Annotated in this window: 8 protein-coding genes; 5 read left to right on the forward strand and 3 right to left on the reverse strand. The window is 55.9% G+C overall.

Annotated features, from left to right (window positions below; translation table 11 throughout):
- Positions 1-19 precede the first annotated feature (19 nt).
- On the reverse strand, positions 20-385 hold the full coding sequence (locus AB4P94_RS21825; protein WP_395607397.1) for a response regulator: 366 nt from the start codon (positions 383-385) through the stop codon (positions 20-22).
- A gap of 220 nt (positions 386-605) precedes the next feature.
- Positions 606-3,860 (reverse strand): hypothetical protein, encoded by a 3,255-nt coding sequence (locus AB4P94_RS21830; RefSeq protein WP_395607398.1) that lies wholly within the window; start codon positions 3,858-3,860, stop codon positions 606-608.
- 276 nt (positions 3,861-4,136) lie between these two features.
- Between AB4P94_RS21830 and AB4P94_RS21835 the strand changes: the two genes are divergently transcribed.
- The 5 genes from AB4P94_RS21835 to AB4P94_RS21855 all read left to right on the forward strand — a co-directional run bounded on the left by AB4P94_RS21835 (position 4,137) and on the right by AB4P94_RS21855 (position 10,704).
- Entirely contained in the window at positions 4,137-7,634 is a 3,498-nt protein-coding gene (locus tag AB4P94_RS21835; RefSeq protein ID WP_395607399.1) for a response regulator, read from the forward strand.
- Positions 7,635-8,465, forward strand: a complete 831-nt coding sequence (locus tag AB4P94_RS21840) for a protein-glutamate O-methyltransferase CheR (protein ID WP_016974439.1) — start codon at positions 7,635-7,637, stop codon at positions 8,463-8,465.
- The gene (locus AB4P94_RS21845; protein ID WP_395607400.1) at positions 8,462-9,061 is read left to right on the forward strand and encodes a chemotaxis protein CheB; all 600 of its coding nucleotides are present in this window, start codon (positions 8,462-8,464) and stop codon (positions 9,059-9,061) included. The genes AB4P94_RS21840 and AB4P94_RS21845 overlap by 4 nt, the downstream gene beginning before the upstream one ends.
- Positions 9,055-10,248, forward strand: a complete 1,194-nt coding sequence (locus AB4P94_RS21850; protein WP_395607401.1) for an ATP-binding protein — start codon at positions 9,055-9,057, stop codon at positions 10,246-10,248. The genes AB4P94_RS21845 and AB4P94_RS21850 overlap by 7 nt, the downstream gene beginning before the upstream one ends.
- Positions 10,249-10,326: 78 nt before the next feature.
- Positions 10,327-10,704 carry a response regulator gene (locus AB4P94_RS21855; RefSeq protein ID WP_003217591.1) on the forward strand — a complete coding sequence of 126 codons (378 nt, stop codon included), beginning with the start codon at positions 10,327-10,329 and terminating at the stop codon, positions 10,702-10,704.
- 48 nt (positions 10,705-10,752) lie between these two features.
- On the opposite strand, the gene AB4P94_RS21860 is transcribed toward AB4P94_RS21855, so the two are convergent.
- Complete coding sequence (locus tag AB4P94_RS21860) at positions 10,753-15,414, reverse strand: hypothetical protein (protein ID WP_395607402.1); 4,662 nt, start codon at positions 15,412-15,414, stop codon at positions 10,753-10,755.
- Positions 15,415-15,443 lie beyond the last annotated feature (29 nt).

Below are 15,443 nucleotides of genomic sequence, written 5' to 3' on the forward strand. Positions count from 1 at the left end.
CAAGCGCCGTCACGGTTTTTCAGGCGGGCGGGAGCATCAATTTGACCTTGTCGCGCAGCTGGTCGATGGAGAAGGGTTTACCGATAACCTGCATGCCTGCCGGCACGTCGATATTTTCGGCATAGCCGCTGGCAAACAGAATAGGCAGGGCGGGGCGCAGTTCACGCACTTTGGTCGCCAGTTGCTTGCCGTCCATGTCGGGCAGGCCGACGTCGGTCATCATCAGGTCGATGGCCTGGCTGGCGTTTTCGACGATTTTCAAGGCGTCTTCAGCGTCTGCCGCTTCGACTACCTCAAACTCCAGTTCTTCGAGTACGTCGACGATCAACATGCGCACGATGGCGTCGTCTTCGACTACAAGGATGGTGGAGGCGATAGCGGACATAGTGAAATTTCCCGAAAAGTAAAGGGGCAGGTCTTTAGCGGTTGAAAGACCATCCTCTAATGAGTCACGTCAATCCCGGCAAGTTCCGCTGGCGGGCGCATTGTGAAGGGAAAGGGGGCAAATGTCTCGTAGCATAGGGGGGCAGAGCTGCGCCAGAGACGGCCCTGGCGCTACACAAACGACAGTGCCCACTCAGGCAGGCACTGCGCTCATTGAGCAATCAAGTCAGATCGTCATAGTCGTCGAAGTCCACTTTGGCGTCTGCGATTTCGTTGTGGTTAATATCGACTTTATCTGCCGTATAGGATTGCCGAAGTGGTTTTGCCTCCAACAGTCGGCCCTCAGCGTCGAAGCGAACCGGGTTGTAGTCCGGGTGGTGCGTATACACACCTCTGTGTTCCGAATCCACGCCGGTGAGTTTGAATTTATCGATGGTTTTCTTTTGGCCATTCACGGTCTCATCAATAAACTCGCGTTGCTTGGCGCCACCATTTTTGAACATCCGCGCCGCGACATCCTCGACCTCGGTACTGGTATACATCACCCCCTTGAAGCCTTCAGTGGGTTTATGAGTGAGTTTTGCCAGTGTTGCAGCAAACGATTGTTCCGCGCCCGTTCCGGAGTTGCACATGGTCAATCGAATATCACTGTATTTACTCAGGTCAACACCGGATGTTTTCAGTTGGTCTACCAGTTCATACGCCGAGATGTGTTGCCCATCCACGGTCATCAACGCTGAGCTGCTCCCCTCGGGAATCACTCCGTGGGCATCCAGTGTCAGTCGAAGACCACGCTTGGTCGTGTCTTCGGACATGCCGAGGCCATTGTTGAGAATCCTGAAGTTTTGCATCTCACCGCCCATGGCGACGCTTTTGGCAGAAAACAGGGGCAATGGAGGGCCATAAGGGCGGGCGGTGACAGGGTCATAGGCATACCACTTACCCTCGTGCAGCATGGCACCGGCTTCGAAAGAGTTATCGCCCACTTTGTAGGTGCCCGTTGCCAGAACCCCATATTCTTTGCTGGCGGCCTTGAGCAGGTTGTAACTTCCGTCAGCGCCTTTGAGTTTATTGACCGCCTCAATCCCTTTGTCCAGCAGGTAGCGGGTGCCTTTTCGCAAAAGATCCGCACCGCCGGTTGCCAGGCTGTTCAGACCACTCAAAGGGTTGAACTCGCCAAGGGCCGCAGCGCCGATAATTTTTGTTGCTTTTAACGCCTTTGTGCCGCGGGAAAGAGCGGAGCTGCCTATCTTGAGCAACTTCCCTGCCGTTGCAGCACCGGCGGTTAGAAAGCCAAACACATCCAGTGTGAGATCAAATAAACCGTCGCCGATATTGCCGCTCTTGAAGTTGGCAATAGCTGACCTGAAGGGAATCAGGTTGAGCAAGAAGTCACCCAGTGGTTTGGGACCACCTTCCAGTTCGTCCAGAGTGGTTTGCCCACGTGCTTGTTGTTTTATCGCCGGATCGTCGAGGTTGAGATGCTCGACGAATGCGCGACCTATCTTCAGAGAGCGGGCACTGCTGAAGTTATCCAATAGCTCCCCATTCGGTGTGCGTTCTACCGCCAAATCGGCGTTGTCATCGCCCGGCTTCCCGGGGGTGAATGCTTTGGTTTGATAAATCCAGCGGCCTTGAGTTGAGTTCTTGACTTTTGCATTGTTCAAATGGGTGTGTTCGATGCTGCCTTTGTTGAAATCTATTTTGTACGCACAGGATTTGCCCTCGCGCTCAACGTTCACCAACAGCCCGGGTTTGTTGGGGTGTTGCGTCCCCCCCCACAGCCCAAGGCCTTGCTCGTAAGTACTTTCCTGAAAAAAGCTGATTTTTCCATATTCAAAGTTTTTTCGATCCTCCAGCGGGAGCTGAGAGATCAAATGTCTGATATTTGTGTTGATGGCCGCCTTTTTGTTCTCGATGGCCGTTTCAAATTGTTGGTCGAAAGCCTCTCGAACGCCGAATTTCAAGTTGTTATTCAGCGTCGCCAAGGGAATACGCGGGTCATCCGATTTGAAGGGGCGCACATCCGGCCAGTCCATCATGGCGACGTCCAGCAACGAATGTTTTCCTGCCAGCCCTGTTTGCGTGTGCGTTCCCAAATAGGGGTCGGTGCTCAATACTTTTGCTTCGAACAGTGCCCCCAGGTCACCAAACCGTTCTTTTAGAACGGCCAACGCGATCTCTTTGCGCGTGGGGATTTCTTTGTCCAGCGACCGGGAGGCGGTTTGCAAAAGATCGGCACGCTGGGTGAACGCAGTTCGCAATTGATTGATTTGGACGGAGGTGTACCTATCCTCACTGTTGTATTGCAACTTGCCGTTGGCCACGCCCCAATCCACGATTGCATCGTTTACCGCGAATTGAGGGGCAGGGGATGATGTCGTGACTCTCGACGAATAACTCATCACGTCGGCAAAGGTCATGTTCGCGACGGCCCCCGGCTGGTCGGCTTCGATTGCCGCAGCGGCAATCGTGAGGTTTACCCACGCCACGCTACCGATCGTCACCCTGTCAGGAATGTCTTTGATCAGGTACTGGGGGGCCTTGCTTGCTAACAGAAGATAGGCGGCGAGGGGGGCAGTGTCGTCTGTCGCCCGGTATTTCCCGACAAGGTGCCTTTTGAGACCTTCGACAACCGAGGAGGGCGACTTGCCCCAATTGTCAGGCTTTGCCAATTCAAAATCGGCGATGCAGTTGCGCTTGGGTCTTACGGTAGACTCCCGATCAATTCCCGTCTGCAAGGCTGTCAAGATGTAGTCGTAGACACTGGCGGGTGATGAGATTCCGTGCAAATGCGTTTGCAGCGCTTTTCCCAATGCCTGAGCCTTGGGGGTGTCGAGCAGTTTGTGCACTGCATTCAACGGATCTTTCAGGTCGTTTTTTGTGACTGAGCTACCGCTGAGCAGATAGTCCAGCGCCGTTTTGGTGAAGTCCGTCAAAGGCAGGCCGGGCAGGGGGATGCCTTGAAGCCGCACGAACAAACCGCTTGTGTGTTGGTCCTCTTGCGACATCGGAATCGGCCAGGAAAGTGCGCCACCCAAATTGCCCAGAGGTGGCACAGAGGCTCTTTGCTCGATTGTTTGCCTCAACTTCTCGAGTTCATCGGGAGTGCGCGGCACTTCAAAACCAAGATCAGTGATGGCGGTAGCCAGGGACGTGGGTGTGTCGCGCTTTTGCGCGATGGAGGAGCCGATAAAAGGCACCAAAATACCCTCGTTCAAACGGTAGGCAATTTGCGCCGGGTTCAGCGGTCTGCCATAAGACCGGGTATCAACGCCTCGAAGCTTACCGGCCAAGTCGTATAAATCTTGCTGGTCTGCCAGCAGTCGCTGCAGCGTACTGGTGGCGAGGGGCTGATCAGGGGCGGTTAGGTGTGCTGAAGAGCTTGAACCGCCTTGTGTGAGAGATTGGGTGTCCGGGTTAGTGGTGTCTTGAGCGGTGATCAACACGTTCTGTGCTGCGTTTGTACTAATCATTTGGCTTACCTTGACGTGGCAGAAAAGCACCTTCCAAAAGATCTTCCGTGTTCCTGAGGTGCAGCCCTGAGTGTGGAAGCCCTGAAGGTCCGTTCCGCCTTCGCCGTAGGAAGTTGTTTTGAGTTGTGTAAACAAGCAGATTCATCCCACATGAATAAGTGAGCGATTCGCGCGTAGCGCACAGGCTTTTGCAGCTAAAAAAACGCAGAAACATAGCCCTGGCCCCCGACATTCGGGCAAACTCCCCCTTTTTCCGCACTTGGCCAAGGCACGCCCATGACTCCCGCTTCGTCCGTCGATGAAAAGAGCTTCCGTAAACTCCTGAGCCGTAACGTGGCGTTGCCATTGGGTGTGGGTGTGCTCAGTGCGGTGTTTTTTGTCGTTCTGATCACCTACTTGCTGTCGGTGATCCAGTGGGTGGAACACACCGACCGGGTCATCAACAACCTGAATGAGTCGTCCAAGCTGACGGTCGATCTGGAAACCGGCATGCGCGGTTTCCTGATTACGGGCGACGAGCATTTTCTCGACCCCTATGAAGTGGCCAAGCCGCGGATCGTTGCGGATCTGCGCAATTTGCAGGAGCTGGTAGCAGACAACCCTCAGCAGGTTGACCGCCTCAAGCGCCTGGAAGCCTTGCAGATTGAGTGGAACAAGTACGCCCAGGCGATGATTGATATGCAACGCGAGGCGGGTGATTACCGCAGCGCAGTCAAGGCTGGCCGTGGCAAGCGCCTGACCGACGAGATTCGCAAGGAATATGGCGACGCGGTTGCGATGGAGCAGCAATTCCGCATCACCCGCAACGAAGAAGTGACCCGCACCACCGTATTGAGTGTCACGCTGTATCTGGCTTTCGTGCTGGGTTTGAGTGGTTTTCTGGCCTATGTGGGCAGGAAAAATCTTCTCGCGCTTTCAGAGAGTTACAGCGACAACCTCGCGTCACAACAGAAGATCGCCCGCCGCCTGGAGCAACAGGCTTGGTTGCGCAACGGCCAGACAGAGCTGGCCGAGCAGGTACTTGGGCAACTCACCTTGACCATGCTCGGTCGCAACATCCTGCAGTTCTTCGCCCAGTACATGGGCTCGGCCGTTGCCGCGCTGTATGTGCGTGAAGAGCACGGCGGCCTCAAGCGCGTGGCCACGTATGGCTTCTCCCGCGAGCAGGAACAACAGGAGCAGTCGATCTACAGCGACGAAGGGATCGTCGGGCAGGCCGCTCAGCTCGATCGCCTGATCCGCCTGGACGACGTGCCGGTGGACTATTTCAAAGTCAGCTCCGGCCTGGGTGAGGGCCCGACGCGCAGCGTGCTGGTGATGCCGACCAGCGACGACGACCGTGTCAATGGTGTAATCGAACTGGGCTTTTTGCGCCCGCTGCAAGAGCGCGACGTTGAGTTGCTGGAGCTGATCGCCGGCAACATCGGCACCTCCATCGAAGCCGCGCGCTATCGTCAGCGCCTGCAGGAAGTGCTGGCCGAAACCCAACAGCTCAACGAAGAGCTGCAAGTGCAGCAGGAAGAACTCAAGACCGCCAACGAAGAGCTGGAGGAGCAGTCACGCATCCTCAAGGAGTCCCAGGCCCACCTGGAAACCCAGCAGGCGGAGCTTGAGCAAACCAACGAGCAATTGGCCGAACAGACCCAGACCCTGGCTGAGCAACGCGACGCCATGGACCGCAAGAACGTCGAGCTCAACCAGGCCCAGTTGGAACTCGAAGACCGCGCCGACGAATTGCAGCGCTCCAGCAAATACAAGTCCGAGTTCCTCGCCAACATGTCCCACGAGCTGCGCACGCCGCTGAACAGCTCGCTGATTCTCGCCAAGTTGCTGGCCGAGAACCCCCAGGAAAACCTCAGCGCCGAGCAGGTCAAGTTTGCCGAGTCGATCTATTCGGCGGGCAATGACTTGCTCAACCTGATCAACGACATTCTGGATATTTCCAAAGTCGAGGCCGGCAAGCTGGAAATGCGCCCGGAGAACTCCAGCGTGGCGCGTTTGGTAGACGGCCTGCGCGGGATGTTCGAGCCGCTCGCGGCCGATCGCAAGCTGGGCTTCCAGGTTGAAGTGCACAAAGATGCGCCGGCGATGCTGTTTACCGATCGCCAGCGCCTGGAGCAGATCCTCAAAAACCTGTTGTCCAATGCGATCAAGTTCACCGAGCAGGGCGAAGTCAGCCTGTCGGTCGCCCGCGCGTCAGGGGAGGGCATTGCCTTCACCGTGCGCGACTCCGGCATCGGCATTGCACACGACCAGCAGGAAAGCATTTTCGAAGCGTTCCGCCAGGCCGATGGCACCACTAACCGCCGCTACGGCGGCACCGGCCTGGGCCTGTCGATTTCCCGTGACCTGGCCACCTTGCTCGGTGGCTATATCAGCGTGACCAGTGAGCCCGGCAAGGGCAGCACCTTCACCCTGGTACTGCCGGAGCACTATGTGGAGCGCGATGAAGACGCAGCACCCATTGAACAACCGCGTCAGGTCGTGGCTGCTCCGGCACCCAAACCGGTCGCGATTTCGCCCCTGCCGGTCGCCGACGCCAAGCAGATCCCGCGCTTTGCTGACGACCGTGACAAGGCGCCGTTCACCAACCGCTGCATTCTGGTGGTGGAAGACGAACCGAACTTTGCGCGCATCCTGTTCGACTTGGCCCACGAGCTGGGTTACCACTGCTTGGTCGCCCACGGTGCCGACGAGGGCTACAGCCTGGCCGAAGAGTTCATTCCTGACGCGATCCTGCTGGACATGCGCCTGCCGGACCATTCCGGGCTGACGGTACTGCAGCGCCTCAAGGAGCACGCGAACACCCGTCACATCCCCGTGCATGTGATTTCCGTGGAAGACCGCGTCGAAGCCGCCATGCACATGGGCGCGATCGGGTATGCGGTCAAACCCACCACCCGCGAAGAGCTCAAGGATGTGTTTGCACGCCTGGAAGCCAAGCTGACCCAGAAGGTCAAGCGTGTGCTGCTGGTGGAAGACGATGACCTGCAGCGCGACAGCATTGCCCGCCTGATCGGCGACGATGACATTGAAATCACCGACGTCGGCTACGCCCAGGCCGCACTCGACCTGCTGCGCACCAATGTCTATGACTGCATGATCATCGACCTCAAGTTGCCGGACATGCTGGGTAACGAGTTGCTCAAGCGCATGGCCACCGAGGACATCTGCTCGTTCCCGCCGGTGATTGTCTACACCGGGCGCAACCTGACCCGCGACGAAGAGGCTGAGCTGCGCAAGTATTCGCGCTCGATCATCATCAAGGGCGCGCGCTCGCCTGAACGCCTGCTGGACGAAGTGACACTCTTTCTGCACAAAGTCGAATCCCAGCTGTCCCATGACCGCCAGAAGATGCTCAAGACCGCACGCAGCCGCGACAAGGTCTTCGAGGGGCGCAAAATCCTGCTGGTGGACGACGATGTGCGCAACATCTTCGCCCTGACCAGCGCCCTGGAGCACAAAGGCGCCGTGGTGGTGATCGGGCGTAACGGCCGTGAAGCCATCGATAAACTCAATGAAGTCGACGATATCGACCTGGTGCTGATGGACGTGATGATGCCGGAAATGGACGGTTACGAGGCCACCGCCTTGATTCGTCAGGACCCGCGCTGGAAGAAGCTGCCGATTATTGCGGTGACGGCCAAGGCCATGAAGGACGATCAGGAGCGCTGCCTTGCGGCCGGCTCCAACGATTACCTGGCCAAGCCAATTGACCTGGATCGCCTGTTTTCACTGATTCGCGTCTGGCTGCCAAAGATGGAACGCATTTAAGTGGAGCGCAGTTTTTTGGACAAAAGCAGCGATATTGAGCTGCGCCTGTTGATCGAGGCGATTTACCTCAAGTACAGCTATGACTTTCGCGACTATTCCGGCGCGTCGGTGAAGCGTCGCGTGGCGCATGCCTTGCGTCAGTTCGACTGTGCAACCATTTCCGCATTGCAGGAGCGGGTATTGCACGATCCGGCAGCGTTCATGCAGTTGCTGCAGTTCCTGACGATTCCGGTCAGCGAGATGTTTCGCGACCCCTCGCACTTCCTGGCCATCCGCCAGGAAGTGGTACCGCTGCTCAAGACTTATCCGTCGATCAAAATCTGGATCGCCGGGTGCAGTACGGGGGAGGAGGTGTACTCCATGGCCATCCTGCTGCGCGAGGAGGGCTTGCTGGAGCGCACGATCATTTACGCCACCGACATCAACCCGGCGTCTCTGGATAAAGCCAAGCAGGGTATTTTCTCGCTGGAGAACGTGCGCGCCTACACCGCCAATTATCAGCAGGCCGGCGGCCAACGTTCATTTGCCGACTACTACACGGCGGCATACGATTACGCAATCTTCGACAAAACACTGCGCGAGAACGTGACCTTTGCCGATCACAGCCTTGCGACCGACAGCGTATTTTCAGAAACTCAATTAATTTCATGCCGTAACGTACTGATTTATTTCAATAAAAAGTTGCAAGATCGAGCGTTCGGATTGTTTCATGAGTCGCTGTGTCATCGCGGCTTTCTGGTATTGGGCAGCAAGGAAACCCTGGATTTTTCCGCCTACAGCAAGCAATTCGAGCCCCTGGTCAAGCAAGAACGGATCTACCGCAAATCATGAGCGACCTGCACGCCAACCCGGTTCGCGGGATTGAAGCCATCGTCGTCGGCGCCTCCGCCGGCGGTGTCGAGGCGTTGCTGAGTATTTTTGGCGACCTGCCCGAGGGGTTCGGGTTGCCAATCATTGCCGTGCTGCATCTACCTGATGAGCGTCGCAGCCAACTGGCGGAAGTCTTTGCGCGCCGCCTGCGCGTACCGGTGAAGGAAGCACGGGACAAGGAAGTGATCGAGGCGGGCACCCTGTATTTCGCCGGGCCGGGCTATCACTTGTCGGTGGAGCTTGACCGCAGCCTGTCGCTTAGCCAGGAAGACCGCGTACACCATTCCCGGCCCGCTATCGATTACCTCTTTGCCTCCGCTGCCGATGCCTATGGCACAGGCCTGCTGGCGATTCTACTGACCGGCGCCAATCAGGACGGCGCCCAAGGGCTGGCCCACGTCAAGCAGTCGGGCGGCACCACCGTGGTACAGGACCCCAGGGAAGCGCGGATTGCCGTGATGCCGCTGGCGGCCCTGGCCCTGCACACACCTGATCATATTCTCACCTTGGGCCAGATCGGCTCATGGTTGGCTTCCCTGGAAAACTCACCATGTTAAGTACTGTCCAGGCCAAACTGCTGATCGTCGACGATCTGCCGGAAAACCTGCTGGCCCTCGAAGCGCTGATCAAGCGCGAGGATCGCCAGGTCTTCAAGGCATTGAGTGCCGACGAGGCGTTGTCCCTGTTGTTGGAACATGAGTTCGCCATGGCGATTCTCGACGTGCAGATGCCCGGCATGAACGGGTTCGAATTGGCCGAGTTGATGCGCGGCACCGAAAAGACCAAAAATATCCCGATTGTGTTCGTCAGCGCCGCTGGCCGCGAACTCAACTATGCCTTCAAGGGCTATGAAAGCGGCGCGGTCGACTTCTTGCACAAGCCACTGGATATCCACGCGGTCAAGAGCAAGGTCAATGTGTTTGTCGACCTGTACCGCCAGAGCAAGGCCATGAAGCAGCAGGTCGAAGCTCTGGAGCGCAGCCGTCGCGAGCAGGAGTTGCTGTTGACGCGTTTGCAGGCCACCCAGGCCGAGTTGGAGCAAGCTGTGCGCATGCGTGACGACTTCATGTCGATTGTCGCCCATGAAGTGCGTACGCCGCTCAACGGGCTGATCCTGGAGACCCAGCTGCGCAAGATGCACCTGGCCCGCGATAACGCCGCTGCGTTCACCCTGGACAAGATGCACGCCATGGTCGATCGCGATGAGCGCCAGATCCAGAGCCTGATCCGTTTGATCGAGGATATGCTCGATGTGTCGCGCATTCGCACCGGCAAGTTGTCGATTCGCCCGGCGCGTTTCGACCTGACGCAATTGGTCCGCAACCTGGTGGAAAACTTCGCGCCACAGGTGGCCGCCGCCGGCTCGTCCATGCAGCTTGTCGCTGAGCAGCCAGTGGAAGGCAACTGGGATGAGTTTCGCATTGAGCAGGTGGTCACGAACCTGCTGACCAACGCTCTGCGCTACGGTGCCAAAAGCCCGGTGGATGTGCGGGTTTATACCGAACATGGCGAGGCGCGGGTCGAGGTACGTGATCGCGGTATCGGCATCAGTGAAGAGAACCAGAAACGTATTTTCCAGCAGTTCGAACGGGTTTCCGCCAGCCAGGTAGCTGCGGGCCTTGGGCTTGGGCTATTTATTTCCGAGCAGATCGTGGCAGCCCATGGCGGCACCATCGAAGTCGAGAGCCAGATAGGCGAGGGCGCCTTGTTCCGGGTGTGTCTGCCCCTTGAGGTGCCGGTGTGAATTCAATCGTCAGCTCGACGCAACCTCTGCGTGACCCCATGGTCGTAACTGCAGCAATTGACCGGACAAAGGCTTCCCATGAGTGAAGATGCGCAAGACGTTGTACTGATCGTCGAGGACGACGAATCGATTATGTTTGTGCTGGGTGAATACCTGGCTGGCCTGGGCTATCGGGTCTTGAAGGCGATTGACGGGGAGCAGGCCTTTGAAATCCTTGCGACCAAACCGCACCTGGACCTGATGGTCACCGATTACCGCTTGCCGGGCGGGATTTCCGGGGTGCAGATCGCCGAGCCTGCGATCAAGCTGCGCCCGGAACTGAAAGTGATCTTTATCAGCGGTTACCCGCAGGAAATTCTCGACTGCAACAGCCCGATCACGCGCAACGCGCCGATCCTGGCCAAGCCGTTCGACCTGGATACGCTGCAAGAGCATATCCAGCGCCTGCTGGCTTGATGTGAGGCGGCGCACTTTCAGGGCGCCGCGTGTTTCAATCGATCAAGGTTAGAGCTTCTCGACATTGGCTCTCAGTGTGCTGGCGGGCGTATAGGCAAATTGCCAACCTGGCTTGGCGTCGAGTCCGTCGAGGAAGTTTTGCAGACCTTTGTGTTTATCATTCCCGAGGGGGTAGACACTCATCCCTGCGCTGATCACAGGCGGGTTACCATTTCTGATCATGGCGAGGTCAAGATCGGGGCTATTGGTGTTGAACAGAAATAATTCGCCGTCGTTGCTTTTCTGGATATAGACAGTGTGAGCAAAATCGCCATCGGGAGTGGCGTGTTTGAAATTAAGCAACCCGGACTCGGTGATATCAGCGGGATTGAAGGTGGTTTTGAGACTGCCAGGCTCGATTCCCATGTACGCCAGGTAGCGAGGGGAGTAGTTGGTGCCTCCTTTACGATTAGTCGCCGCCACGACAGCGTCATATACATCGGCGGTTAAATTTTTTTCCGCCTGCCCTACACGCATCGAGGCCTCGTAACAGATCAAACCTTGATTGCCCGGCGCCTGATGCAAGGTTTCCCAGTTACGCTTCAGTTGGTCATGAGACAGGCTGGAGGATGCATGCTCATCCAATGGCAATTGATAGGTTTTTTTAAACTTCACTTCGTCAATGCTGTTCAGCGCTTTCCATTGATCGTCATGATCAAAAATTTTGAATTCCAGGCTTTTGGCGTTTGCGCTGTGCGTTCTATAGGGCGTGGGGAGATGCTTGTCATTAAATAACCGGGTCAATCCCGCCTCCATGGCTTCTGAAGTTTTGAAATAGGCAACGCCGACATTAGGGTCGTAGAAATAAAACTGCTTGTCTGTACCCTTCACAATAACCCCTGCCGCCATCGCATGGCCTGGGGAGTCGATCATGATGGATTTAGTGACGCCTGAATCAGACAGTTCCTGGACCATGCCCTGGCAGGAGACCTGCCGGGAAACTTTCTGCGCATAAAAGGCAGCTTTACCACCCACCTGGGTCTGAAGACCGCTGATTGACTGCATGAATTCTCTGGAAGCGGCCGTATCAGCACGTGCGGAAGCTTTGTACAGGTTGTTAATAAAAACGGTGTCTTTTCCTTCCTCTATGGCGGTGGCAAACGTACGCGCCAGAGCGGCACACTGGCCGTCGGAAAACTGCGCCGTTGAACTAAGATAGCTGGCTTGTGGCATGGGAAACACCACACCAAATTCAGGGTCAATGGTGTCGATGAACCTGGCGGCGCCTTTGTGACCCTGCTTGAACGCCAGGTTATCGTATTGCCTGACAAGCGCGCCCACCGTGCTGGCAGTGATATGTTGTTTTTGCGCTTGCTTCATCAGCTCCAGTGAGTTCATTTTCTTGATGTTTTTGCTGAGCCCTTCTGGCAGGGCCGTACCGTAGTAAGCGGCTTCAAATTCAGCTTTTTTATCTCCAAATTTATAGCGCTTGACGACCTTGTCCCAATTTTCTTTGATGGCTTTTGTCTTCGGATCAAGTACCCGGGTGCCAACGGCCCAGTCACCAAACGGGTTCTGTATAGACGGAACAAAGTCGCTGAGCGCTGAACCAAAGGGTTGGCGCAAGACGGGATCATAGGCGTGCCAGACCCCACCGGTAAGAACCGCCGGGCCTTGTATAAGGTTGCCTTCATGCTTGAACGTTCCCAGGGCGGATGCGTCAAACTTTTTAGCCGCTGCGATCAAGTCATAGCTTCTGACTGAGCCGGGTAGTTTCTCAATGAGTGTTTTACCTGCACTACCTATCTTGTATATCCCGCGCGCAGTGCCTTTGAGTAAACCTGTGATCAGATCAACAATACCGTCCAGCGGATTGAGCAAGCTAATGGCCGCTCGCCCGACAATTTTGGCCAGAGACAGTGCTTTGGAACCGACAGCCAAACCTTTCAGTGCTTTTCCTGCGATGCTGGCGCCTGCGGTTACAAAACCAAGAACATCAAGGGCCAGATCGCCTATGCCCTCTGCGAAGTTACCGTTCGAAAAACTTTTGATGGCGGAGTATAGAGGAACAAAGTTAAGAAGGAAGTTACGAAATTTTGCGTAGTCCGGCACTTCCGTATCAAAGGTTGTTGCCCCCTTGGAGAACACTCTTAATTTTTCCGTGACGCCAGCATACACATGGCGGGTCACCAAGTCGGCAATGGCACTGATACGTCCGCTGTTGTAAGTATCATGAATGCCCGATGTAGAGCCCACGTCGAGCTTGCCGAGTTCGTAGGTATATTTGAGTGTGTTCGGCAGTTTTGCATAGTCGGGTACTGCTATATCGTCAGTACCGTCTCCTGCAACAATTGTTTTGCTCTGGAGATGGCCGAATACAAATTTCTTCTCCAGGTCTACTCGCCTTGTTACATGACCTTTCTGTGGATTAAGTTCATAAAACCTGACGTTCGAGCCCATTTGGCTGCGTACGACGACAGGTTTGTTGTCGACCGGTTGAGCTCGGTAAAGGTGATTGCTCCCGGGGGTGGGGTCGTAAATAAGCTCTTCACAATAAAAAGTCAGCTGCCCGTTATTTATAAACTCAAGGTCTTCCGCCGGCAGGCGCGATATCAGATATTTAACAGCTGTTTTTGTGCTGGATTGCAGATTATCAATGTGACTTTCAATTTTTTCCTGGTACGCCTTGGCGACCTCGGGAAACCCAGAGGACTTGCCGAATATTTCAGCAAAGTCGATGGCGTGACGACGTGGCACCACCCATTTATTTTTGTACGTATGTTGCACTGTCGTCCCTTTTGTTACCGAAGGCGGGTTGAACAGACGATTCGATGTATGCAGGTCCAACAGTGAGTAAGGGCCAGGAAAATCTTTATGGAGGAGTTTGAGCACGATAAACCGGGTATTGATGAAGTCATAAAAAGCCGCTTTATCTCCATGCTCTTGACGGTATTGCTCTGTGCTGGCCCCGGGAATTCCTGCTTTGCTCATGAGCGCGTTCAAGTAGGGTTGATTCTGAATCTGGTTGAAACCGAGCGCCTCGTACAGTTGCTCGGCTGCGACGTTTTTTCGGAGGAGGAGCGGCGTATTGCCGGTTTCGACAACATGAAGGAGTTCCGTCATCTGTTTCTGAAACGCCGCCAATACCGACTTCATTTCATCCGCGCTGTAATCGTCCGAGGGGCTGAGGGTAATCAGCCTGTTGGCGACGCCCCAGTCCATGAGCGCATTCATCTTGGCGCTCTGCTCGAGCTGCTGTTGCTCGGGGTTGAGCGGCGCAATATCCCCCTGACGCAGGATGTCTATATACCTCATGGTGGCGGTGGCGCCCGGCGTTTGTGCTTCAATTTTTGCGACGGCGGTGCTGAACGTCAGCCAAGCCTGCGAGCCATACGTCACTGCTGCGGGAATATCACGGACCAAAAACTGCGGCGCACGTTTTGCCAGGAGCAAGTGAGCAGTGACGAGGGCCAACTCGTCAGTGGCATACGAACGGCCTTTTCCATGGCTTGACGCCACGAGATGGTCTGCCATCCGCTTTACCACGGCCGAGGCGGTGAGGCCCGAGTTACCCGGCTGGGCGAGTTCAAAACCGGCTACCTTGGTTCTGCTCAAGGGTTGAGATTCACGGGGTTCAAACGCTTCATGGATAGCGGCCAGCACGTGATCACTGGCGCTTGTGGCAGTCGCCACGCCACGCAGGCTTTCTTGCAACGCCTTACCCAAGCCTTGTGCCTTGGGTGACTCAAGCATCTGCTCGATCATTTGTCGCGGTTTGCGTGGCGGATTGCCGGGCTGTTTACCGAACAGGTAACCCACCAGAACGAAGGGGTTCGCTTCGCCTGTCTGGCGTGCGGTCACTCTATAGATCCAATTTATATCTGAATCTGACAGTGGAACCGGCCAGTTTGTGGCGCCGCTAAAATCCCCGTACGGCGGGGCCTCTGGTGTGGAGGTTTCCAGAGCGGTGACTAAAGCATCAAGCTCTTCACCCGTGGTGGGTAACGTCCAGTGTTGGCCCCTTAGATAGTCGCCAACGCTAATCCGCTCTGAGGCGCCTGTTGAGTCGGCGTCATCGGAAACAGCGGTTGAAGGCAGGCTGAAGGTTGTATTTTCCAAACGCTCGCTGAGTGATTGCGAGCCGTCTTTGGCAAGTACTTTCAAGCGCCAGATCAGTGCGTTTCTGTCATTGATTTCGTCCACCGCGCGGTGGTGCAGCAGCAGTTGCGCGTCGGTGTGTAACTGGCCAGGGTCGAAATGGCTGAAGGCGGTGCCATCCTCCAACTCGGCTGCGCTCGCCCGAATTCGATCTTCAAGCGTGCTTTGCGGTGCCTGGTCAGGTGTGTTCTTCCCGTAAAACTTTGCGATGTCCCGTGCATAGACAGTGTTGCGGTAATACTGGATATCAGCAGTTTGCCCGAACGCTTTTGCTGCCTTGATAAGAAGAGGAAAAGCCAGAAAGCCGGCATTAGGGAAGTGCACGGGCTTGCCGTTGACGACGGCTACAATGCAATTATCTTTGGGCGAAATCGTGATGCCGTGCGACAGGTCGATATCGTTGTGCGCTACCCAGTCTTTAAAGCTGCCACTCTCTACAATCCGAGTGGTCAAGGCCCGCCACAGTCCATAGTTCGAGTCTTCGGGGATGTCGGGAAGCCAAGTAATGCTCTGGTAATAAGGGGCGACAGGGTTTTCGCCATCCGCCGTTTTCAATAACAGCTGGCGGTACACGTGGGCCAGTTGCTTATCCGCCTCTTGCC

Origin of the sequence: Pseudomonas sp. B22129, assembly GCF_044218875.1 — a bacterium.
GTDB lineage: Bacteria > Pseudomonadota > Gammaproteobacteria > Pseudomonadales > Pseudomonadaceae > Aquipseudomonas.